This window comes from Brevibacterium sp. Lmc1 (genome assembly GCF_057654315.1).
The window spans coordinates 3,181,107-3,203,176 of sequence record NZ_CM172803.1; the positions used below are offsets into that span (position 1 = coordinate 3,181,107).

Consider the following 22,070-nt stretch of genomic DNA (forward strand, 5'->3'; position numbering starts at 1 on the left):
GCCCGGCACCGGCATCAACGCCCGTCGATGATGCCGACGAGGTGTTCGGCAATGGCCAGTGCCGAGGTGGCTCCTGGGGACGGCGCATTCCTGACGAACATCGTGGCTCCCGCCCGATCGATGACGAAGTCATCAACGAGTGTTCCGTCCCGATTCATGGCCTGCGCGCGGATTCCACGGGTGGCGCGGTGGCCGCCGGCTCCCGCGAGGGAGGGGACATAGCGGGCCGCCTCGGCGACGAATCTCTCAATGGAGAGCACCCCTGGCAGCTCACGGGCAGCGGTGGCCATATTGCCTGCGGCGAAGCGCCAGAATCCGGGGTCGGCGGCCACGGCCAGGGAATCGGGGATGTTGAGGCCGAGACCTCGGTAGCCTTCGCGGGAGAAGGAGAGGAAAGCGTTGGGCCCGATCATCAGTCCGCCGTCGATGCGGCGGGTGACGTGGACGCCGAGGAAGGGATACTTCGGGTCCGGGACGGGATAGATGAGTCCGTTGACCGTATTGCTGTGCGCCTCGTCGAGGATGAAGTACTGCCCGGAGAAGGGCACCACGGTGGGGGTACGTTTCTGTCCGGAGCGGGCGGCGAGGCGGTCGGACTGGAGGCCGGCGCAGACGATGACGTGGTCGAATTCCTGGGCGTCGACCGGAGTGTGGACGATGGCGGAGCCGCGGGAGGTGGGGCCGCCTCGGTGATCGATGCTTTTGACCGGGGTGGAGAGGCGAACGCGGCCGCCGTGGGCGCGGAAGTCGGTGACGAGGGCGTCGGTGAGGCCGGGGTAGTCGATGATCGCGGTGTGGGGTGAGTGGAGGGCTGCGAGGCCTTCGGCGTTCGGTTCGATGTCACGCAGGCCGTCGCGGTCGACTAGGGCGATGTCGGGGACCCCGTTAGCCAAAGCACGGTCATGGATGGCGTGAAGACGTTCGACTTCTGCTTCGTCGGTGGCGACGACGACCTTGCCACATTCGTCGAAGGCGACGTTGTGTTCCGCAGCGAAGTCGGTCAGGAGGGAGACGCCTCTGCGGCAGAGGGTGGCTTTGAGGCTGCCGGGTTCGTAGTAGAGGCCAGCGTGGACGACTCCGGAGTTGTGACCGGTCTGGTGGGCGGCAGGGTGGTCTTCTTTCTCGAAGAGAGTGACATCGGCAGAGTCGTGGCGAATGAGGACCTCGCGTGCCACTGCGACGCCGATGATGCCGGCCCCAATGACTGCCCATCGTGTCTTCTTCGCCATGCCTCAACTCCTTCGTCGAATGTCGTCACTTCTGCCGGTTGAGCCGACTTTAGGCGACGGCGGGGCGTCTTGCGCGTTCCGTCCACACCGCGGGAGTCGGGACCTTGTCTGTCACCATACGGTCACAGACGGATTTCGCAGCAGCACGCTCGTGTCTCAATCCATGACATAAACGGGCGTACGCAGTGACTCAACTATGACTGTGGCAATTTTCAGTTCGTCAGACTGCGCTCATCCGAACAAGCCTTTCACCTGCAGATTCATAGAATCGGGCAGAAACGAGACTTGCCGCCGCAGACATCCGCAGCAGCCATCCAAACCTACCTTGGCGTAACTATAACGACGAGGTAACTTTTCCTGTGATCTGCTGATTACTTTTTGATTACTCCGTAACGTTGTGAGCGTCCTGTCAGAAAACTGCCTGTTTCCGTCCAGGCGGCGCCTGGACCTGATCAGGGTCTGAACGATGTGGAGAACCATGAGAATACTGAGAGGCCGGCCCGGAGCCGGTCGGAAGATCGCGGTGGGGTCTGTCGCCGCGGCGACAGCGGTGGGACTGACCCTGCTGACGACCTCGCCCGGTGCCGCCGATGAACAGAATCCGAACGAAAACTCAGAAGCCTACGGGCAACTGATCGATGCCGACATTTTGACCGCAGACGCTGTCGACGCTCTCTCGGCGTACAGCAGTTCTCCGTCCAGCACGGACGCGGACAGCACTCCGATCAACGCTGAGGTGCTCCAAGCCATCGGAGTCGAACTCCCCGGAATCGGCATCCCGCTCATCAGCAACGAGGGCGGCGACGGCCTCCTCGAACTCGGCGAAGGCGGAGCACTCAACACCTATGGGCACGCTCCTGCCTACAACGACGCCACGGCCAGTGCCGGCGCCGTCGGGACGGACGGCGGCCTCAATCTCGATGACATCAACAATGGCGAGTACGGCAACGCCAAGGTCGATCTGACTTCAGTGCTCGGCCAGCTCAACCTCGACGGGGTCACCGATCAAATCGTCGATGAGCTCAGTCTCGAACTCGGTGCGATCGCGTCGACGGCCAACAGCAACGGCGAAGCCGACGACTCCGAATACGCCGTCGCCGACGGAATCCTCACAGTCTCTAGCCCCGCGGTCGGCGGCCTGTCCGACGACCTCAACGAAGTCGTCGACGGTGCCGGTGGCACTCTCGAAGAGGTCATCGGCGACGAGGGCCTAGTCAACGAACTGGCCGGTATCGGACTGAATCTGAACGTCGGGATCGCCTCCGTCAATATCGGAGGAGACGACACCCAAGTGTCGGTCCAGGTTCGCGATGCGCTCAACAGCGTTGTCGAGAACGTCGTGAACGAGGCACTCGAAGATGAAGCTGGCATCGTTTCGATCGATCTCGCCAATGGCGACATCCAGATCGACCTCGCGAAGATCGTCAAGGGCGGAGACGCCTCTGACCTCAACGGTCTCGACCCGAACACCCAGGTGCTCACCTCGGACACGATCTCTAAAATCACCGACGCGGTGGCCGACGCTCTCGGCGCGCTCTCCGGCAAGGTCAACGAGACACTGTCTGATGCGCTCAACGATGTACATCTCGTCATCGAGCTCCCTGCGAACATTTCTGCACTCGGAATTCCCGCCGTCAACGGCAAGGTCACTGTGGACGCCACGCTCGGTCAACTGGCCGGCACGGACGACTCCGACCCGACAGTCACCACCGATCTCTCAATTGCGGGCGTTCCTGTGGGCAGTGTGCTCAATGCCATCACTCAACCGGTGATCAACGCTGTCCTCGGTATCACCGAGCCTCTCATCGGCGGGATCCTTGATTCGACGGCTGATGAAGTCGCCGATGCTGTGACCGGCATCGTCAACCCGCTCCTGACCTCCCTCGACCCAGTCTTCGAGGCACTCAATCAGGTCGTAGATCTCACGATCAACGAGCAGCCGACCGCTAAGGATCCTGCAGAGGAAAGCCAGGTCAAAGGCAACAATGGGCCTGGCTTCACGGTCAGTGCAGTGAGCTTGGAACTGCTCCCAGCCGCGGACGCCATCGACATCAACCTTGCGTCGTCCTCGGTCCGTGCGACCGCGGACGCTCCGGAGGAGCCCGGTGACGATGATGTGAACGCAAATGCAGCGGCTTCGGCTGCCGCATCGGCAACCGCCGATGACGACGGCAACGAAGCTGCCCAGGCAGCTTCGCAGGCCGCGGCCAACGACGACGCCACGTCAACCGCTTCGGCCGCCGCCGACGAGGATGCACAAGCTGCGGCTGAGGCTGCGGCGACGGAAGACGCATCTACCACCGCTTCGACCGACGCGACGACAGACGAGAACGCGTCGTCGACAGCCGCGTCCGAGGCCGCAGCGAACGCCGACAACACCGATAACACGAATGCGGAATCCTCCGCCGCAGCGAACGCCGACCCGGCGGCAGCTGCGTCGGCGGCCTCGACGGCAGATTCGTCAGCCACCGCATCGGAGAACGCAGCGGCAGACGCCGACGCCGATCCATCGGCAAATGCCGATCCCAACGCGGATGCAGCTGATGAAGCAGATGCGAACGTGAATGCAGCGGCTTCGGCTTCGGCATCTGCCGACGCTGACGTCGACGGCGATCCCGCCGCTCAGGCTGCAGCTCAGGCTGCAGCCGACAACGATGCGAACAGCGCAGCATCGGCAGCAGCGAACGAGAACGCCGAAGCAGCAGCGGAATCCGCCGCTAACGAAGAAGCTTCCTCGGAGACCTCGGCGGATGCGACATCAGATCCGAACGCATCGGCGCAGCAGGCAGCCAACGCCGCCGCAAACGCCGACAACTCGGATTCGACCAACGCTGATACCTCAGCAGCGGCCGATGCCAACGCGGCGGCAGCAGCCAGCACCGCAGCGACGGCGGACTCTTCTTCAGAAGCTTCGGCCTCGGCTGCAGCAGATGCGGATGATTCCACGGTCGCGGATGCCAGCAATGAGACCACCGCGAACGCGAATGCTTCGGCCTCGGCCGCTGCATCCGCTCAGGCTGACGCTGACACGGACCCTGCTGCTCAGGCAGCAGCCGAAGCCGCGGCCGATGAAGATGCCAACAACACAGCATCTGCAGCGGCGGACGAGAACGCCGAGGCAGCTGCCGAATCGGCCGCCAACGAAGAGGCGACCTCGGAGACCTCAGCCGACGCGACGACCGAGTCCAACGCTGCAGCTCAGGCCGCAGCAACGGCAACGGCCGACAGCAACGATGAGGACTCGGCGAGCGCAGACACCACCGCGGAAGCCGATGCCAATGCAGCGGTAGCCGCTTCGGTGGCAGCGAACGCCGATTCCTCGGCTGCAGCTTCGGCTGAAGCCGCTGCGGATGCCGATGGCGCTGATAACGGAGCCGCGGCCACCGCCTCGGATGATTCCGACGCGAACGCCAATGTGAACGCAGCGGCCTCGGCTTCGGCGTCCGCCACGGCCACCGCTGATGCTGACGCAGATCCGGCGGCGCAGGCAGCCGCTCAGGCAGCAGCTGACAACGATGCCAACAACACGGCATCGGCAGCAGCTGACGAGAACGCCGAAGCAGCCGCAGAGTCCGCCGCCAACGAAGAGGCCTCCTCGGAGACCTCAGCGGATGCGACATCGGATCCGAACGCATCGGCGCAGCAGGCAGCCAACGCCGCCACAAACGCCGATAACTCGGATGACAGCAATGCGGAGGCTTCGGCTGCGTCCAACGCCAACGCCGGTGCCGCCGCTTCGGCAGCGTCGACGGCGGACTCCTCCTCGGAGGCTTCTGCTTCTGCAGCGGCAGACGGCGCTGAGGCTGACGCAGCCGCTGAAGGCGCAGAGGCGAACGCCTCGGCCGACGGCGACGAGGCCAACGCTTCGTCGGCAGACGATGCAAATGAGGCTTCGGCTGATTCGGACCAGGCCGCATCGGCCAACGCAGGTTCGGCAGCCAACGCCGGATCCGGTTCGAACACCTCGGCCGGTTCGAGCACGAACGCCTCGGGCAATGCTGGTGGCGACCTGCCGCGGACGGGTGCCGACGGCCTCCCGGCCATGGTCGGATTCGCCGCGCTGCTCCTCGCCGGAGGTGCCGCAGCGGTGTGGGCAACCCGCCGCTACCGCGCCGGCAAGCATTGAGGGTGACCCAGCTCAGTCACTGAGCTGAAACCGCCAACGGCGGGGTCGGAGTGAGAACTCCGGCCCCGCCGTTTGCATCCCCGTCGCTTCCTGACCGCCGACAACGGGCCACGGCCTCGACCGCAGGTCAGGGATCGCGGGGAGCCCCGACCCCGACGCACGAGACCTACAACCCGCGCCCGGCCTCCCACGGCTCTTCCGAGGCACCGGTGATCAGAGCGTTGACCGACATCGCCTGCGCATCGGTGAACGAGGCGATATAGTCCACGACCGCCCGCGCCCGACCACGCCGCACGATGCCGGCCGCGCCCTCCTCCCCCAACGCAGCAGGGTTGCGCGCGTACAGATCCGAGTACTCCTGCGTGGCCGCCTCGACGGAATCGACCAGACGCCGGGGAATCCGCGTCGCCTCATCCGGATCGAGCAGCCACTCATGGAATCCCTCGACCAGGGACGCGATGATCCGCGTCTGCCCACGCTGATACACGGCGAGGTCAGAGCGTTCGAGCACGAAGCGCGAATGCACGAATTTCAGCACCACGACATCGTGCCAAGCCTCCTGGCTCAGCCGCACGTGACCGCTGCGGATATGCGGGTCCGGGTCGACGACGATGGAGGCCTGCAACCGGTCGATCCACCTCCGGGTGAATCCGGTGACCGCCCGATCCGCTTCCAGTCCTCCGTCGTAGGGAACGCCGAGCAGCCCCTCGACAAGGTCCCGGTTGACCCGCTCCACCGACTCTCGGAACGCCTCCTCCGACGCGATCCACGGGTCCTTGTCCCCGATGTGTCGCCGGATCGCTTCGAGGGCATGCCCGGGCCGCCGCCGGTCCAATTCTGCAGAGTCCAAGGCCGCCAACTCGCGATGATCGCGCAGCCACCGCCCGAGCTCAGCGGACACGGCCGTGTACTGCAGCACGTTCGACCGGTAGAAATCGTCCAGGTCGTGCACCGCGTACGCAATATCGTCGGCGACGTCCATGACCGCGCATTCGAGCGTCTGCTGATACTTCCCGATCGCCGGGAACGCCGAGAGCACGTCCGCCATCTCCTCGACCTCGGTGGCATAGGCGGAGAACTTCATCGCTCCCTCGCTGACATCGTCACCGACCCCACGTGGCATCCGTGCCGCCGACGACGCCCGATCGCCTGTCCATTCCCCGCGCTCCCACGGATACTTGAGCACCGCAGCCCGAATCGCGCGCGTGAGATTGAGACCGCGCGCCGTGGCCTCGCAGCTGTCGAGGGCGGTGAGAATCCGAAACGTCTGCGCATTCCCCTCGAACCCGTCCTCAAGACGCAGAACCTGCCGCGACACCCGGTCGAGTTCCTTCTCGCCGAGGTGGCCGAACGGCGGGTGCCCCAGATCGTGAGCGGCCGCGGCCGCCTGCACGACAACAGGATCACATCCGCCGAGGCGGCTCACCGTTTCCCGGGTCCCATCGTCGGCGTTGTTCAACGTGATCGCGATCGACCGGGCCACCGCGGAGACCTTGAGCGAATGCGTCAGCCGGTTGTGGATGACCGTGCCGGATCCGGCCTGCGGTATGACCTGGGTGACCGAGGCAAGGCGGGAGAAGAACGGGGAGAACCGGATCCGTTCGATATCGACGCGGAACTCGTCCTCTCCGGGGCGGGCCTCCTCGGCGACATTGCGATCGCGACCTCCGGTGGTGTGAAATCTCTGTCGTTCCATGAACTCAGACTACCGATTCCGCACCCTGAAGATCCTCTATTGCTACCTGACGGGGGCTCAGCAACCTGGCGCCAGGTTGCTGGGCCCCCGTCAGGTAGTAAGGGGATCCCTTGAGACTCAGATCACAGCATCGTATGGTGAAGATACCTATAGGAGGTGGTCACGATGACCGGAGTCAATGAGGATTTCTACCAGCCAGCGACCCAACCTGGTGACATCATCGAAGTCGAGGACGAAGAGACCGGCGAGATGGTCAAACACGTCATCTACCTCGACGAATTCGGCAACGGCACGAAGACGCGGCCGCTGTCCGAAGAAGAACTCGAAGACCTCGACGAGGCGCCCGAGACCTGATCGCGAACCAGCCGCCATCAGTCATCCGAGGTCAGGCCCATGCGTGCGAACAGCCGTGCGGCGGTGGCCCGTGAACTCTGCTTGACCACCTGCCCGAGCTCGGGGTCTCCGGCCAGCAGCGATTCCGCGAGTCCTTTGGCCTGCGCGAAAGCGATGTGGGCCGGCAGCGGCGGCGTGTTGCGGTCGCAGCGGACGTCGAGGACGACCGGCCGGTCGGCGGCGAATGCCTGGTCGAGGGCCGCGTCGATCTTCTCCGGATCGTCGACGCGGATGCCTTTGAGCCCGAGCAGCTCCGCATATCCGGCGTAGTCCATCGATTCGACCAGCTGGGCCGTGTCCCACCTCGGGTCTCCGGCCTCCCGCATCTCCCAGGACACCTGGTTGAGGTCGCCGTTGTCGATGACGAGGACGACGAAGGTGAAGTTCGACCATTCCCGCCAGTGGCGTTTGACGGTGAGCAGACCGTTCATTCCCATCATCTGGAAGGCTCCGTCGCCGATGGTGCACACTACCGGGCGATCGGGATGCGCGAACTTGCCGGCCAGCGCATAGGGCATTGCGGCGAGCATTGACGCCATCCGACCCGAGAGGTTGCCCATCTGTTTCGGTCCCAGTTCGATGTGGAAGCCGTACCAGTCGGCTGTGCTCCCGGCGTCGCAGGTGATGATCGCGTTCTCGGGCAGATGTTCGTTGAGGGAGACGAATACACGGCGGGGGTTGATTGGGTCGGCTTCGGTCATGGCGACCCGAGTGTTCTCCTTCTTCCACGCCCGGTTCTCATCGGCGATCTTCTCCTGCCACCCGGTCTCGTGCTGGCTCAGATGCGACTGCAGGGCAGCCAGCGTGGTCTTCGCGTCGCCCCACAGGTTGACCTCGGTGGGATAGCGGATCCCCAGGTGACGCGGCGACAGGTCGATCTGCACGGCACGTGCCTGCCCGGTCGGCGGCATGAACTCGCCATAGGGGTAGTTCGTGCCGATCATGAGCAGGGTGTCGCATTTCTGCATCATGTCGTAGCTCGGCCGCGATCCCAGCAATCCCAGCTGCTGGGTGTGGAAGTCGACATCACCGGGCACCACCTGTTTGCCCAACAGGGTGGTGATGACACCAGCACCGAGGCGCTTCGCCACGGCGATGACCTCATCGGTCGCTCCGATCGCGCCCTGTCCGACGAGCATGGCGACCTTCTCACCGCTGTTGAGGACTTCGGCCGCGCGGGCGAGCGCGTCGTCGTCGGGTCGCAGGCGGTCCTCGGCGTAGCCGATGCCGGTACGGGAGACGAAATGCTCGACCGCCGGCTCTTCCATGTCCATCGTCTGTACGTCGGCGGGCAGGACGACGACGGCCGGACCGCGGTAGGCCTTGGCCATGCGGACGGCTTTGTCGACGACGAGCTGCGCGTGCATCGGCGCGGCCACTGTCTGCACGAACACCGCGGCGTCGGCGAAGAGTCGTTCGAGGTTGATCTCCTGTTGGAATTCGGAACCCAACGACACTCGCGCCTGCTGCCCGACGATGGCCACGACTGGGGCGTTGTCACCCTTGGCGTCGTAGAGGCCGTTCATGAGGTGGATGGCGCCGGGGCCCGAGGTCGAGACGCACACGCCCACCTCACCGGTGAATTTCGCGTGGGCGGTGGCCATGAACGCCGCCTCCTCCTCGTGGGTGGGGCGCACATAGGTGAAGTCCTTGCCCTCGTCCTGCGCTCGGCCCATAGCCCCGTCGAAGCCGCCGATGCCGTCGCCGGGGTATCCGTACCAGTGGTGCAGATCCCAGGCGATGAGCCGATCGATGATGAAGTCGCTGACGGAGGTCGCCATGTGCCTTCTCCTCACGAATACTCGCGTGTCGAATGTGCCAAGCCGACGTGCTGCGACGCGGCCCAGCCTGGCCCTCCAGGCTTGTCCTGGCACCGTCAGCTGTCAAGACTCCGAAGCCCCGTCGCCCGGGCCTCACCGACCATCGCCGCGGCATGTCGCCCGGCGGATGGGATCAGCACAGAAGGGGGTGTCTTGTCCTCGCGAACAGCGGCCTCACCACGAGGCCCGCACCGTTTCCGTCGGCCCATCGACTTCCGTGAAGCCCGCGTCGACGACGCTGACCTGCTGCTCGTTCGCCGCCCACGCGTCCTTCGTCGCAGTCTGCACGCGCAGACTGAACCCCGACTCACGCCAGCGGTCGCGCACCTCGTCGGGCATCTGCTCGAACGCCAGCTGCGCGGCATGACCGCATTGCGCGGCGGCCTTCCCGGTCGTGAGCGTCAGGTCGGGAGAGAGTTCGATCGTCACAACCGCCTCGGCGGCGGGGATCGAGGATTCGCCCTCATCCGGGAATTCGGTGCCGCCGACCTGCAGCTTCTTCAGCTCCGGTGGCAGGGGTTCGACGGGGCCGGGTGCGAAGACGAACGCCTCGGCGGGAGCGAAATCGTCGGTGCCGCCGAAGGTCACGCTCACGCATCCGAGTGCCCGGGCGTCCTCGAGCTTCTTCCCGTCACCGCGGCGCACGACCTTGCGGATCGCTCCGTCACGCCAGTATTCGACGGCCTCGTTCCAGTCCCCGCCCGGCCGCGACCGCTGATCGTCGAGGAAAGTCACAACCGCGCGGGCAGTGGCCTCGAGGACATCGATGTGGCGAGCGATGGCGGTCTTGGACCGACGCACGACGATCGGCAGTGACCATGGGATTTCGTGGTCGGTCTCGTGCCTGCGCATGTGTTCGGTCAAGGGTTCGCTCCTGCAGTGTCTTCGGCGGTGAAGGACTGGTGTCACAGTCCCCTTGTCATAACAGCGACGATCGGCGGATATTCCGGATCTTCGCAGGTGAGTCCTACCGTGGCCGCCGCCGCTGGCCTCGCTAAGCTGGGAATCATTGCCGCCGACCAAGAATGAGGCTGATGATTCCCGGCGTGACCGTCGACCCCGCGCTCACCGAAGCGCTGCTGGCCACCATTCCTGCCTACATCGTGGCATCGATGTCGCCACAGATGCGCGAGGTCATGGCCGTCCAAGCCACTCGGGCCGACGCGTGCCGACGAGCCGGCGAGGACTTCGCCGCCGCCGGTGACCTCTCCCCTGCCGCTCGATCCTTGGCCGCCAAACGCGCCGAATACCGGACTGAACGCGCGCTGTGGAACGAAGGCGGCCCGACCATGGCCCGCACCGATGATCTCCACATCCGCACCGCCGACGTCGACGTTCCGATCCGCATCCATCGCCCCACCACCGAGGCGGTCCTGCCCGGTCTCCTGTTCCTCCACGGCGGTGGGTTCAGCCTCGGCGACCTCGATACACATGACCGGATCATGCGCGTGCTCGCCGCTGCCGGCGGCTTCGCCGTGATCGGAGTCGACTATTCGCTGTCGCCGGAGGTGAAGTTCCCGCAGGCGCTGCACGAGTGTGCCGGGGTCGTCGACCACCTCGCCGGCCACGGTGAGGATTTCGGCATCGACGGCACACGTCTGGCCATCTCCGGAGATTCGGCTGGGGCGGTTCTCACCCTCGGCGCAGGTCTGCTTCTGCGCGATGAACCGGAGACCATCGGGGCGAGTCCCGCGAGCTTCTCGGCTCTGCGCGCCCTCCTGCCCATCTACGGCAGCCACGGTCTCATCGACTCGGCCAGTCGCAGGCTCTACGGCGGCGACTGGGACGGCATGGGCATCCACGACCTCAGCAACCTCCTCGACGACTACCTGCCGACCCCGGAGGACGAACATTCACCGTTCGTCGCGCACCTCACCGCCGATCTGTCCGGTCTGCCGCCGGTGTTCGTCGCGGCCGCCGGGCTCGATCCGCTGCGCGACGACAGCCGGGCATTGGCCAGAACCCTGCAGCGGGCAGGCAACGACGTCCGCTTCGAGGAGTATCCGCATGTGCTCCATTCGTTCCTCCATTTCGGTCGGGTGCTCGACGACACGAACACCGTGCTTCACAATGCCGCCGAGTTCGCCGCACGTCGTCTGAACTGATTCCTGCAGTCTGCGGCACCGTCGGACTGCCGTTGCCGCTCGCGTTCGATCTCAGCGTCGAACTCGGCGCCGAGGAGCAGCGAGAGGTTGACCATCCACACCCAGGCGAGCCCGACGATCACTCCCCCGATCGACCCATAGGTGACGTTGTAGCTGCTGAAGTTGTTGATGTAGAGAACGAAGCAGGCCGACACGGCAAGCAGCACGAGCAACGCGACGAACGCACCGAGGCTGACCCACCGGAACTTCGGCTGCCTGACGTTCGGGGTCACGTAGTAGAGCAGGGCGATGAGCAGCATGACGAAGAAGACGAAGACCGGCCATCTGACCACGTTCCAGATCAGCAGGGCAACGGCGCCCATTCCGATGAACTCGCCGAGCGTTTCGGCGATGGGCCCGGACAGCACGAGCAGCAGCCCCAGAGCGGCCAGGACGATGAGCGTGACCACGGTCATCAGGAGCATGAGCGGCTTGAACTTCCAGTACGGCCGAGTCTCCTCGACCCGGTAGACAGCGTTCAGAGCACGGCCGAATGCGCCGATGTATTTCGACGACGACCAGATCGCCAGCAGCAGGCTGCCGATGAGGGTGGCTCCGGCCGAGGACGACTCGGTGAGTTCGACGATGAACGGGCGGATCGCCGTGGCGGCCTCGGCCGAGACTCCGTGGACCAGGGAGAGCACCGCCTTCGTGGTCGACTCGGCTTCCCCGACCACCCCGAGCAGCGACACCATGGCGAGGATCGCCGGGGCAGCAGAGAGCAGAGCGTAGAAGCTCAGCCCGGCTGCTCTGTCGAGGCACTCGTCGTCGAGCAGACGCCGAAGAGCGCCCTTGACGATTCGCACTCGGTTCAACCGTGGCCCGGCCCGTCTCAACGCTGTCCCACTCTGTAGTCTTTGGCCGCGTGGATCATCGCATTGAGAGTCGCGATGACCGGCACGGAGAAGAAGGCCCCGGCGATGCCCGCCACCGCTGCTCCCGCTGTCACACCGAGGATCACCGCCAAGGGGTGGATCTTCACTGTGGGTCCTGTCAGCCACGGCTGCAGGACGTGGCTTTCGAGCTGCTGGACGACGATGACGATCCCGAGCATGATCAGGCCGTGCACCCAGCCGTTGAAGAGCAGTGCCAAGCCCACTGCGACCGCTCCGCCCACGATCGCTCCGACGAACGGCACGAAGGCACCGAGGAAAACCACCATGGCGATCGGCACCGCCAAGGGGACGCCGAGGATCAGTGCACCCACTCCGATTCCGATTGCATCGCTGGCCGCGACGACCAGCTGGATCCGAATGAAGTTCGTCAGCGTCTTCCAACCGGCCTCACCGGCCGCGGAGATCCGCGCATGCGCCTTCTTCGGCCAGATGTTGACGACCCAGGTCCAGATGCCGCGTCCGTCGATGAGCGCGAAGAGGGTGACGAACAGGATGATGATGACGCCTTCGATGACATGCGCCGCCGTCGTGCCCACCTCGGCGGCACCGGAGCCGAGACCGGCGGCGTTGTCCTGCAGCCACTTCCCCGAGGAATCGACGAGGTCGTTGAGTTTGGCTTCGGTGATTCCGAACGGCTGCGTGGCCAAGAGCTGCTTCGCCGCGTCCAGGGTCGTCGCCACCTGCTTCTGGATCTCAGGTATCTCACTTCTGATCTGAAAGGTGATGAGGAGGACGAGTCCGGCCAACAGGCCGAGGACGACGACCCAGACGGTGACCACCGCCAACCACTTCGGCCACCGATGCCGCTGCAGGAACGTCGACATGGGCACCAGGAGGGCAGAGAGGACGAGCCCGGCCAGGAATGGAACGACGATCTGTGCGACCTGCAGTGCCACGAAGATCGCGACTGTGATTCCCGCGATGATCACCAGCAGGTATCCGGTGAAGCGGGCACCGAGTCTGAGTCCCTCGGGTATCGGGTCATCGCGATTCGGGGGCGCGTTCAATGGACCTTCTGTCATGAACCAACACTAATGCCGCGAGCCGCACAGTGGGTGGACCATTCTGTTCTGCCCCGCCGGCGCGGGCGAGACAAGGTTCCGGTCAGCCGCCTCCGAGGAAAATCCGAAGATGTACTAAAAGTGAATTACTACGGTATTCCGATGACCAGATTGCGACGTTGGCCCTACACCTTTGCCATGGCGCTCGCCCTCCTCGTCGGAGCGGCCGCCGTGTTCTCCTCCCTCTTCCTCGACCTCCCGCTGCGGGACCCCGACGGCTTCCTCGGTCCCTCATACATCCGTCTGCCTCTGCTGGTTCTCGGATTCATCGGCGGCGGGCTGATCGTGGAAACGGTGAGGCGAAGCGGGTGGCGAAATCTGCCGACGTCTGTCGTAGACGTCGCGAAGAAGGAGTGGAACACACACCGTCTGCTGTGCATCGGTGCCGGGCTGCTGAGTTTCTACGTCTGCTACGTCGCCTACCGCAATCTCAAGAGCGTGTTGCCGGTGTTCCGCGAGGGCACCCTCTTCGATCAGCAGCTGTTCCGCCTCGACCATTGGCTCATGGGCGGAAACACTCCCGCCGTGCTCCTGCACGAACTCCTCGGCACCGACATCGCGGCGAACCTGCTGTCGATCGCCTACCTCGCTTACCTGCCGCTCATTCCGATCAGCCTCGGCGCGGTCCTCGTGCTCAATCGCAGACTCGCCGTCGGCGCTTGGTATACAACGATGTTGAGTCTCAATTGGGTGCTCGGCACCGTCAGCTACTATCTCCTGCCATCGGTCGGCCCGGTATTCAGCCACCCAGAGGTCTTCCGGGCGCTGCCCGACACCGGAGTCAGTGAGCTCCAGCAATCCCTCATCGACACTCGCCTCGACTACCTGAGCAACCCGATCGGCAGTGACTCCATCCAGGGTGTCGCCGCGTTCGCATCGCTGCACGTCTCCGTCACCTTCGCCGCCGCTCTATTCATGACGCTGACGAAACAGCATCGCGCCGTCCAGGTGTTCACCTGGATCTTCTTCGGGGTGACGGTCGTGGCCACGCTCTACTTCGGATGGCATTACATCCTCGACGACATCGCGGGCATCGGCATCGGCTGGGCTTCGGTGATGCTCGCCGCTCGGGTGACCGGACATCGCCGAGTTCGAACCCCTTCCCGAACAGCACTGAGAGACACTATCCGAGTACCGCCCCAGCAGGCTCGACAGCAGCCGAATCCTCCCGCTGAAGCAATGGCAGGAGATTCTGCCCGACCCGCTCAACCTCTGCCAGATACGGTGCGTCCGACAGGATGAAGTGACTGACCCCGAGTGACCGGTAGCGGTTCAGCGCATCCGCGACTTCCTGGAACGAACCCACCAACCAGGTGGTGCCGGCGCCCTGCCCACCGAGGCGGCCTGGAGCGGTGTAGAGGACATCGTCGAGGACGTCGCCCTCATCGGCGAGAGCAACGAGGCGGTCCTGACCCACCGACTGCCGGTGGTTCTCCCGCCAGACCTTCGCCTGGCTCTCATGATGCATACCGGCCACGCGATTCCTGGCCACACTCCACGCCTCTTCGCTCGTCTCCCGGACGACGACGGTCACCCGCAACCCGAATTCCAACGGCGCATGCACTCGCCCGACTTCCTCGGACAGCGCCTGGAGTCGCGCAATCCGCTCGGCCACGGCAGCATAGGTCTCGCCCCAGAACAGTTGCACGTCCGCCTCGGCGGCAGCGACCTTCTCCGCTTCGACCGAGGCCCCGCCGAAGTAGAGCGTCGGCTGCGACCGCTCACCCACAGTGAACGGTCGTGCACCGAGAGCGGCGTCGTTGAGGGTGTAGAACCGCCCATCATAGGTCACCGATTCCTCCGACCACAGTCGTCTGACCAGGTGGATGAACTCCAGAGTGCGCGCATACCGGTCGCTCCGATCGGTCACAGTGTCCCCATAGGCCGACGCCGAATCGGCGCCCGAGACGATGTTGATCAGTACACGCCCCCGACTGAGGTGATCGAGAGTGGCTGCGGCCGCCGCGAAGTTCGCCGGGTGCCAATACCCGGGCCTGGCCGCGATGAGCGGTTGGAAGGAATCGGTGCGTGCGGCCAACGCGGTGCCGACGGTGAAGGTGTCCGGCCGCGTCCATCCGGTGCCCAACAGCGCCCCTTCCCATCCATTGGCCTCGACCGCCCGGGCATGCTCGGTCAGTGTGTCCAACGAGTTGTGATCGGCTCGCACTTCGTCGCCGCGGTGTCCGGGCTCAGTTTGGTTGGGGATGTACCAGAGGTATTTCGGTTCAGTCATGGTCATGCCACCTCGCTGCTCGTCGTATCAGTGAGTTCATCGCCGCGGTCCCGTTGACCGGGGGTCGGCAGGCCGTAGTGCCCGCGCAGGGTCGTCGTCTCGTAGTCGTGCCTGAACAGGCCGCGTCGCGTAAGGATCGGCACCACGGTGTCGACGAAATCGTCAAGGCCGCCGGGCAGCGACGGGGGCATGATGTTGAACCCGTCGGCGGCTCCTGCACGGAACCATTCTTCGATCGCGTCGGCGATCTGTTCGGGTGTGCCGGCAACGGTCCGATGACCGCGACCCCCGCCGAGGCGGCCGATGAGTTCTCGTGCCGTGAGACCTTCCCGTCGGGCGAGGTCGACGATGAGCGTGTACCGTGACTTCGCTCCCTCGATCTCGTCCTCGGCGGGAAGATCGGCAGGCAGCTGCCGGTCGAGGGAGAGTTCGTCCGGGGACACCCGCAGTGTTTGGGCGAGTTGGGCGAGCGCGAACTCGGGCCGGATGAGGCGGTCGAGTTCCTCGTCCTTCGCTTGAGCCTCGGCCTCGGTGGCTCCGATCACCGGGACGATGCCGGGCAGGATCTTCACATGCTCCGGGTTGCGGCCGTGCCTGAGCGCACGGTTCTTGACGTCGGCGGCGAAGACGATCGCATCGTCGAGCCACTGGTGGGCGGTGAACACCGCCTCGGCGAACTTGGCAGCGAGCTCCTTGCCGGATTCCGAGGATCCGGCCTGCACGATCAGCGGGTAGACCTGCGGTGAGCGGGGGATGTTGAGCGGTCCGGCGACCTTGAAGAAGCGGCCCTCGTGGTTGATGGCGCTGACCTTCTCCGCATCACCCCAGATCCCGGATTCCTTGTCTCCGAGGACGGCGCCATCGTCCCAGCTCTGCCACAGTCCTTGGACGACCTCGAGGAATTCCTCGGCGCGTTCGTACCTCGTCCGGTGGGCGGGAAGCTCATCGAGGCCGAAGTTCCTCGCCGCATCCGCGCCGGCGGTGGTCACGACGTTCCAGCCGACCCTCCCCCGGCTGATGTGGTCGATCGAGGAGAACCGGCGGGCAAGATTGTAGGGAGAGTTATAGCTCGTCGAGGCGGTGGCGATGAGTCCGATGCGCTGTGTCGCCACTGCCAATGCGCTGAGCAGGGTGAGCGGTTCGAGGTTGCCGGCAGGTCGTCTGCCCACCTCGGCGCGGAGGCTCGGTCCGTCGGCGAAGAAGATCGAATCGAAGCCTCCCCGCTCGGCAGTCTGTGCCAGCCGGATGTAGTGGTCGATGTCCGTGCCGGCCTCGGGATCGCTTTCGGGCAGCCGCCACGAGGCTTCGTGATGACCGGTGGTCATGAGGAATGCGTTGAGGTGAAGAGTCTTCTCCGGTGGTGTTGTCGTCATAGCGTTGCCTTCCGAATCATGGAATGGGAGTCGCGGGATGGGCAGGTGGGGCCGTCGGGTGGGCGGGGCGTCTTCGGCTGGGTGGGAGCTCAGACCGCGACGTCGACTCCGAGAGCCTCGAGCAGCGAGGTTCGCAGCTCGGAGAGCTCTGCGGAGGTGACGGTCCGCGGGTGCGCTGCGTCGATGCGGATGTCCGTGGAGATCCGGCCGTCGTCGAGGACGATGATCCGATCGGCGAGAAGCAGCGCCTCGTCGATGTCGTGGGTGACGAGGAGGACCGCCGGCTGATGTTTCGTCAGCAGGGTGTGGAGCAGTCCGTGCATCTTCGACTTCGTCAGCGCGTCGAGGGCGCCGAAGGGTTCGTCGGCGAGCAGAAGTGCCGGTTCGCGGACCAGGGCTCGGGCCAGGGAGACCCGCTGCTGTTCGCCTCCGGAGAGTTCCTTGGGCCAGGACTTCTCACGTCCGGCCAGCCCCACCTCGGCGAGTGCCTCTCGGGCCCGTTGCGCAGGATCCTCCCCGCGCAGTCCGAGGGTGACGTTGTCGAGCACCTTCTGCCACGGCAGCAGCCGGGAGTCCTGAAAGGCGACCGATCGTTCGGCGGGCACGTCGATCTGCCCCTCGATGTCGGGGTCGAGCCCGGCGAGTGCCCGCAGCAGGGTGGACTTCCCGGAGCCGCTGCGGCCCAGCAGTGCCACGAACTCACCTGCGGCGATGTCGATGTCGACGGAGTCGAGCACGGTGCGGGAAGCGAACCGGCGGGTGAGTCCGCGCACGTGCACAAGGGGCGGAGCCGCCTCGGCGGGGGTGGTGGAGTTCCGGGTCGTGGTGTCCGAGTCGGTCACCGTGAGAGTGTCTGGCGCCATGTCAGCGCCCTCCTTTCTGCGATGCGGACGAGCAGGTCGCTGCCCACGCCGAGGATGGCGTAGACGACGAGGCCGACCACGATGATGTCGATCTGTCCATAGAGGCGGGCCTGGTTCATGAGGAACCCGATGCCCGAGGTCGCGTTGATCTGCTCGACGACGACCAATGACGTCCAGGCGCTGGTCACGGCCAGCCGGAGTCCGGTGAAGAACCCGGGAAGCGCTCCGGGCAGTGCGACCTTCGTGACGAATTCGCGTCTGCTCAGCCGCAGCGTGGCAGCGAGTTCCTGGTACCGGCCGTCGAGTCCGCGCAGGGCGGCGTGGGTGTTGATGTAGATGGGCACCATGACCGAGAAGACGATGAGGGTGACTTTCATGCCTTCGCCGATGCCCAGCCACACGATCGCCAGTGGGATGAAGGCCAGGGTGGGCACAGCGCGTTTGATATTCATCGGACCGTCGATGAGGCTCTCGCCGAGGCGGGTCAGTCCCGCTGCGAGGGCGAGCAGGATCGCGGCGATCACGCCGATGCCCAGGCCGAGTGCCGCTCGCTGGAGGGAGGTGAGGAGGTTCTCGGGCAGGCGACCGTTCTCCGTCAGGGAGATTCCCGTCGAGACCGCCGTCCACGGTGCGGGCAGGACGCGCGGGTCGATGAGACCGGTGGCCGAACCGCTCACCCAGATGGCCAGAAGGATGACGATGCCGAGAGAGATGCGTGTCGGTGAGAAGCGCTGCCACCATGGAGCGCGCGGCTCCGGTGCCGGTGAGATGTCGGAGCTGACGCTGTGTTGACCGGGTTCGAGTCGCGTGGTCTCCGGAGGCTGGACTGTCACACTCATTCGTCGAGTTCCTTTCGGTCCTGGTGGGCGCCGACCTCGTCGACGGTGTCCTCGATGACGTCGTTGAAGCGCCGATCGAACATGTCGTTTGCGTCTACGTCGACCGGCAGTTCTCCGGAGTCGTAGCTGAGGTCGATGGTGGACTGTTCGGTGGCGATGACGTCGTCGAGCTTCGGGAAGACCGTTGTGCCCTCCTGCTCGCGGATGAAGCGGCCCTCCTCTTCGGTCAGCCCTTGGTTCTTCACGAAGTAGTCCTCGACCCAGTCGTCGGTGTTCTCATTGATCCACTGATTGGCCCGGATCGAATGGGCGACGAATTCTCTCAGCGCGGCCGACTTCGCGGGATCTTCGAGCACTTCCTTGCGGGCATAGATGAAGTTCAGCCCGGTGCCCAGCCCTGCGGTCTCCTTGTCGGGCAGGTAACCGGCTCCTTCCTTCTCATAGCCCTGGAGATAGCGGGCCAGCCTGGCTCCGGTGAGCGGGGCGATGTCGATCTCGTCGGATTGCAGGGCTTCGCTGAATTCGCCGAGTTCCAGGCGGACGAGTTCGACGTCGTCGGTCGACAGTCCCGCTTTGTCGAGCAGTCGCAGCACCAGAGATCCCTGGGCGGTGCCCTCTGCGTAGCCGATCTTCGCGCCCTTGATCTTGCTGATCGAGTCGACGTCCGTGCTCGGGGAGGTGGCCAGACGGATGACGTCTGGTGAGGATTGGAGGGCGAGGATGATCGGAACGACTTCCCCGGAGGCGAAGGCCTGGATGGGCGGGGTATCGCCGACGCGGGCGACGTCGACGGCACCTGCCCGGAAGGCTTCGAGGATCTCCGGTCCGCCGACGAAGTTCGAGAATTCGTATTCGAAGCTGAAGTCGTCGAGCTCACCGGAGGACTTCAACGCCACCTGCTGCTGTTCCTGCTGGTCGGCGATATTGAGCACGGTTCCCGCGGGAACCTCGTCTGCCAGAGCCTGATCCTTGAGATCGTCGACCGATCCCTGCCCCGAGGCTGCTCCCCCGCAGGCGGACAATGTCAGGGCGGCTGCTGCGAGGAATCCGACGAATCCGAGAGTTCGGCGTCCGTGGCGCGGCGGAGATGTCCGCCGGTCGGCGGAGGGACGAGATAGTGCCATGGGTCTGGTGTCCTATCGTTCGATGACTGGCCCTCGAATCCCAGCTGAGTGGATCCGAGATGACCTCACGCTATGGTCAGCGCCCGAATCCGAATCGTGATCGCGCCATGTCGAGTCCGCTGAGTTCACGGGCCGACGAGTGACGTCCGGCGACTTCATACACCGAATGACGGCGTCCGCCGGCGTCACAGTCCGACAGAGGGCGTCTGCTGACGTCACAGACCGATGAAGTCAGGACGGCAGCGGGGCCGATGTGATTCGTGAGCCGACGCCCTGTAGACTGGTGCTACTTGCGAACCCGTTTTCGGGTTCCCTGCGTCGTCAGGACGCCTCGCCTCTGCAGCTGGGTGAAAGAACCCGCGCATTTCCGAAGCCGTTTTCTCTCGGCGATCGAGAGCGCCGACAGCGCTCATTCCATGACCGGAAGCGGCTGCCTGCCACCTATTCACGGCACCGGCACGCCCTCCGGCACGTCGAAGGGCCACCCCATCACTACGTCACAGACTCGCACCAATCCCCGCAGCACCCGCACCCGCGGAGGCAGCAACAGCAACACCACCACAACCGCCGCCAACGCCTCGGTCAATCGCACGAAGAAGGCCTCCCCAGCCCCCACCTCGTTCGCCGAGCTCGGTGTTCCCCAGAAGCTGGTCGACACGCTGAGCAAGGAAGGCAAGACTCAGGCCTTCCCGATCCAGCAGGACACTCTGCCCGACACGCTGACCGGCCGCGATGTGCTCGGCCGCGGAAAGACCGGGTCAGGCAAGACCCTGGCGTTCTCCATTCCGCTCGTCGCCCGACTGGTCGAATCCGGCAAGGGTTCGCAGAAGTTCCGCCATCCGCGCGGACTCGTACTCGCTCCCACCCGTGAGCTCGCCACGCAGATCACCGAGGTCATCGACCCGTTGGCCAAAGCCGTGGGCTTGCGGACGACGACGATCTTCGGCGGGGTCAAGCAGCGGCGACAGGAAATCGCACTCAAGGCCGGAGTCGACATCGTCGTGGCCTGCCCCGGCCGCCTCGAGGACCTGCTCCAGCAGGACATCCTCACGCTCGAGAACATCGAGGTCACCATCCTCGACGAGGCCGACCACATGGCTGACCTCGGGTTCCTGCCCGGAGTCACCCGAATCCTCAACCAGACCCCGGCTGAGGGGCAGCGGATGTTCTTCTCCGCCACCTTGGACAACGACGTCAACAAGCTCGTCCGTCGTTTCCTCCACAACGAGGTCCTCCACTCCGTCGACGAGGCGACCTCCCACGTATCGGCCATGACCCACCACGTGTTCGAGGTGTCGGTCGACGACAAGAACGAACTCGTGCACAAGCTCGCCTCCGGCACGGGCCGCCGCATCCTCTTCACTCGCACGAAGCACCGGGCCAAACGCTTCGCCCGCCAGCTCACGGCAGCGGGCATTCCCGCCGTCGATCTGCACGGCAACCTGTCGCAGGGCGCTCGCGATCGCAACCTCGCCGCGTTCACCGATGGTGAGGCGAAGGTGCTCGTGGCCACAGACATCGCTGCCCGCGGCGTCCACGTCGATTCCGTCGAGCTCGTCGTCCACGTCGATCCCCCGACCGAACACAAGGCGTACCTGCACCGTTCCGGTCGCACCGCACGTGCCGGCAGCGCCGGTGACGTCGTCACGGTGATGACCGCCGAAGAGCGCAAGGACACCCAGATGCTCCTGCGCAAGGCCGCCATCAAGGCGACCCCGCAGAAGGTCACCGCAGAGTCCCCCGAGGTGACCGAGCTCGTCGGTGAGATCGCCGAATACGTCGCCCCGCAGCCGAAGGAACCCGTCCAGCCGCGCAAGAAGACCGAACCGGCGAAGTCCGGTGGTCGCTCGCCCCGTCGCCGAGGCGGCCGTGGCGGACGCGGTGGAAGTGCGGGCCGCGGTGGCGCCACCAACGAGTCGGGTCGCAGCCGCGAGAACTCCCGTGGCAACGGCGGAGAGCGCAATGGCAACGCCTCCCGACAGAACAACCGCGGCACCGGTTCCGGCCAGGGCGGTCGTGGCAATGGTTCCGGTCGCAGCGGCGGATCCGGCCATGGCGGTCGCAGCGCCGAGGGCAGCCGCCGTCGCGAGTCGGTTCGCGGCAGCCGTTCCGGTGGTCAGGGTTCGGCTTCGCGTTCCGGTCAGCCGGCCAACCGCCGTTCATCCGATTCGCGCGGCACCAGCCCGGAGACCCGCCGCCGCAATCGGGTGCGCACCGGAGGCTCCGAGCAGGTCTACTCGACCAGCAGCTGAGTCCAGCAGACGATCCCAGCG

The 22,070-nt window shown here is 65.2% G+C and carries 16 protein-coding genes; 5 read left to right on the forward strand and 11 right to left on the reverse strand.

The features are described 5' to 3' along the window. Positions 1 to 14: 14 nt before the first annotated feature. Positions 15 to 1,229, reverse strand: coding sequence for an L-2-hydroxyglutarate oxidase (lhgO, locus tag AC239G_RS14240; protein ID WP_487489114.1), 1,215 nt, complete (start codon positions 1,227 to 1,229; stop codon positions 15 to 17). A 478-nt stretch (positions 1,230 to 1,707) separates the two neighbouring features. Here lhgO and AC239G_RS14245 point away from each other — a divergent pair, with 478 nt between their 5' ends. Next, complete coding sequence (locus tag AC239G_RS14245; protein WP_487489115.1) at positions 1,708 to 5,355, forward strand: choice-of-anchor G family protein; 3,648 nt, start codon at positions 1,708 to 1,710, stop codon at positions 5,353 to 5,355. Positions 5,356 to 5,521: 166 nt separating this feature from the next. Here AC239G_RS14245 and AC239G_RS14250 read toward each other — a convergent pair whose 3' ends face one another. Then, complete coding sequence (locus tag AC239G_RS14250; RefSeq protein WP_487489116.1) at positions 5,522 to 7,051, reverse strand: deoxyguanosinetriphosphate triphosphohydrolase family protein; 1,530 nt, start codon at positions 7,049 to 7,051, stop codon at positions 5,522 to 5,524. A 165-nt stretch (positions 7,052 to 7,216) separates the two neighbouring features. On the opposite strand from AC239G_RS14250, the gene AC239G_RS14255 reads away from it, so the two are divergent. Beyond that, positions 7,217 to 7,405: a hypothetical protein gene (locus tag AC239G_RS14255; RefSeq protein WP_139468354.1), complete on the forward strand. Its 189-nt coding sequence runs from the start codon at positions 7,217 to 7,219 to the stop codon at positions 7,403 to 7,405. A gap of 17 nt (positions 7,406 to 7,422) precedes the next feature. Here AC239G_RS14255 and AC239G_RS14260 read toward each other — a convergent pair whose 3' ends face one another. Continuing rightward, entirely contained in the window at positions 7,423 to 9,225 is a 1,803-nt protein-coding gene (locus AC239G_RS14260; protein ID WP_482400620.1) for a thiamine pyrophosphate-requiring protein, read from the reverse strand. A 213-nt stretch (positions 9,226 to 9,438) separates the two neighbouring features. After that, positions 9,439 to 10,128 carry a peptidyl-tRNA hydrolase gene (locus tag AC239G_RS14265; protein ID WP_487489117.1) on the reverse strand — a complete coding sequence of 230 codons (690 nt, stop codon included), beginning with the start codon at positions 10,126 to 10,128 and terminating at the stop codon, positions 9,439 to 9,441. 170 nt (positions 10,129 to 10,298) lie between these two features. On the opposite strand from AC239G_RS14265, the gene AC239G_RS14270 reads away from it, so the two are divergent. Then, complete coding sequence (locus tag AC239G_RS14270) at positions 10,299 to 11,369, forward strand: alpha/beta hydrolase fold domain-containing protein (RefSeq protein WP_487489118.1); 1,071 nt, start codon at positions 10,299 to 10,301, stop codon at positions 11,367 to 11,369. Here AC239G_RS14270 and AC239G_RS14275 read toward each other — a convergent pair. Next, positions 11,330 to 12,214: a YihY/virulence factor BrkB family protein gene (locus AC239G_RS14275; protein ID WP_487489119.1), complete on the reverse strand. Its 885-nt coding sequence runs from the start codon at positions 12,212 to 12,214 to the stop codon at positions 11,330 to 11,332. The two genes, AC239G_RS14270 and AC239G_RS14275, sit on opposite strands and share 40 nt — an antisense overlap. Before the next feature lie 26 nt (positions 12,215 to 12,240). Beyond that, on the reverse strand, positions 12,241 to 13,326 hold the full coding sequence (locus AC239G_RS14280) for an AI-2E family transporter (RefSeq protein WP_458310767.1): 1,086 nt from the start codon (positions 13,324 to 13,326) through the stop codon (positions 12,241 to 12,243). 141 nt (positions 13,327 to 13,467) lie between these two features. On the opposite strand from AC239G_RS14280, the gene AC239G_RS14285 reads away from it, so the two are divergent. Then, entirely contained in the window at positions 13,468 to 14,607 is a 1,140-nt protein-coding gene (locus AC239G_RS14285) for a phosphatase PAP2 family protein (protein WP_487489120.1), read from the forward strand. Here AC239G_RS14285 and AC239G_RS14290 read toward each other — a convergent pair. From AC239G_RS14290 to AC239G_RS14310, 5 genes are all read right to left on the reverse strand, one after another. Next, positions 14,489 to 15,598 (reverse strand): LLM class flavin-dependent oxidoreductase, encoded by a 1,110-nt coding sequence (locus tag AC239G_RS14290; protein WP_487489121.1) that lies wholly within the window; start codon positions 15,596 to 15,598, stop codon positions 14,489 to 14,491. The two genes, AC239G_RS14285 and AC239G_RS14290, sit on opposite strands and share 119 nt — an antisense overlap. Before the next feature lie 2 nt (positions 15,599 to 15,600). Beyond that, entirely contained in the window at positions 15,601 to 16,971 is a 1,371-nt protein-coding gene (locus AC239G_RS14295; RefSeq protein ID WP_487489122.1) for an LLM class flavin-dependent oxidoreductase, read from the reverse strand. An 89-nt stretch (positions 16,972 to 17,060) separates the two neighbouring features. Further along, positions 17,061 to 17,834, reverse strand: a complete 774-nt coding sequence (locus AC239G_RS14300; RefSeq protein ID WP_482400625.1) for an ABC transporter ATP-binding protein — start codon at positions 17,832 to 17,834, stop codon at positions 17,061 to 17,063. Further along, positions 17,810 to 18,673: an ABC transporter permease gene (locus AC239G_RS14305; protein WP_259357573.1), complete on the reverse strand. Its 864-nt coding sequence runs from the start codon at positions 18,671 to 18,673 to the stop codon at positions 17,810 to 17,812. The genes AC239G_RS14300 and AC239G_RS14305 overlap by 25 nt, the downstream gene beginning before the upstream one ends. Continuing rightward, positions 18,670 to 19,797 carry an ABC transporter substrate-binding protein gene (locus AC239G_RS14310; protein WP_487489123.1) on the reverse strand — a complete coding sequence of 376 codons (1,128 nt, stop codon included), beginning with the start codon at positions 19,795 to 19,797 and terminating at the stop codon, positions 18,670 to 18,672. Before AC239G_RS14310 ends, AC239G_RS14305 begins: the two co-directional genes overlap by 4 nt. A gap of 416 nt (positions 19,798 to 20,213) precedes the next feature. Between AC239G_RS14310 and AC239G_RS14315 the strand changes: the two genes are divergently transcribed. Next, the gene (locus AC239G_RS14315; RefSeq protein ID WP_487489124.1) at positions 20,214 to 22,049 is read left to right on the forward strand and encodes a DEAD/DEAH box helicase; all 1,836 of its coding nucleotides are present in this window, start codon (positions 20,214 to 20,216) and stop codon (positions 22,047 to 22,049) included. The last annotated feature ends 21 nt before the right edge of the window (positions 22,050 to 22,070 follow it).

Coding starts and splice junctions, on each gene's coding strand:
- lhgO (WP_487489114.1), bottom strand. CDS start 1,229: ATGGCGAAGAAGACACGATGGGCAGTCATTGGGGCCGGCATCATCGGC.
- AC239G_RS14245 (WP_487489115.1), top strand. CDS start 1,708: ATGAGAATACTGAGAGGCCGGCCCGGAGCCGGTCGGAAGATCGCGGTG.
- AC239G_RS14250 (WP_487489116.1), bottom strand. CDS start 7,051: ATGGAACGACAGAGATTTCACACCACCGGAGGTCGCGATCGCAATGTC.
- AC239G_RS14255 (WP_139468354.1), top strand. CDS start 7,217: ATGACCGGAGTCAATGAGGATTTCTACCAGCCAGCGACCCAACCTGGT.
- AC239G_RS14260 (WP_482400620.1), bottom strand. CDS start 9,225: ATGGCGACCTCCGTCAGCGACTTCATCATCGATCGGCTCATCGCCTGG.
- AC239G_RS14270 (WP_487489118.1), top strand. CDS start 10,299: ATGATTCCCGGCGTGACCGTCGACCCCGCGCTCACCGAAGCGCTGCTG.
- AC239G_RS14280 (WP_458310767.1), bottom strand. CDS start 13,326: ATGACAGAAGGTCCATTGAACGCGCCCCCGAATCGCGATGACCCGATA.
- AC239G_RS14285 (WP_487489120.1), top strand. CDS start 13,468: ATGACCAGATTGCGACGTTGGCCCTACACCTTTGCCATGGCGCTCGCC.
- AC239G_RS14290 (WP_487489121.1), bottom strand. CDS start 15,598: ATGACTGAACCGAAATACCTCTGGTACATCCCCAACCAAACTGAGCCC.
- AC239G_RS14295 (WP_487489122.1), bottom strand. CDS start 16,971: ATGACGACAACACCACCGGAGAAGACTCTTCACCTCAACGCATTCCTC.
- AC239G_RS14300 (WP_482400625.1), bottom strand. CDS start 17,834: ATGGCGCCAGACACTCTCACGGTGACCGACTCGGACACCACGACCCGG.
- AC239G_RS14305 (WP_259357573.1), bottom strand. CDS start 18,673: ATGAGTGTGACAGTCCAGCCTCCGGAGACCACGCGACTCGAACCCGGT.
- AC239G_RS14310 (WP_487489123.1), bottom strand. CDS start 19,797: ATGGCACTATCTCGTCCCTCCGCCGACCGGCGGACATCTCCGCCGCGC.
- AC239G_RS14315 (WP_487489124.1), top strand. CDS start 20,214: ATGACCGGAAGCGGCTGCCTGCCACCTATTCACGGCACCGGCACGCCC.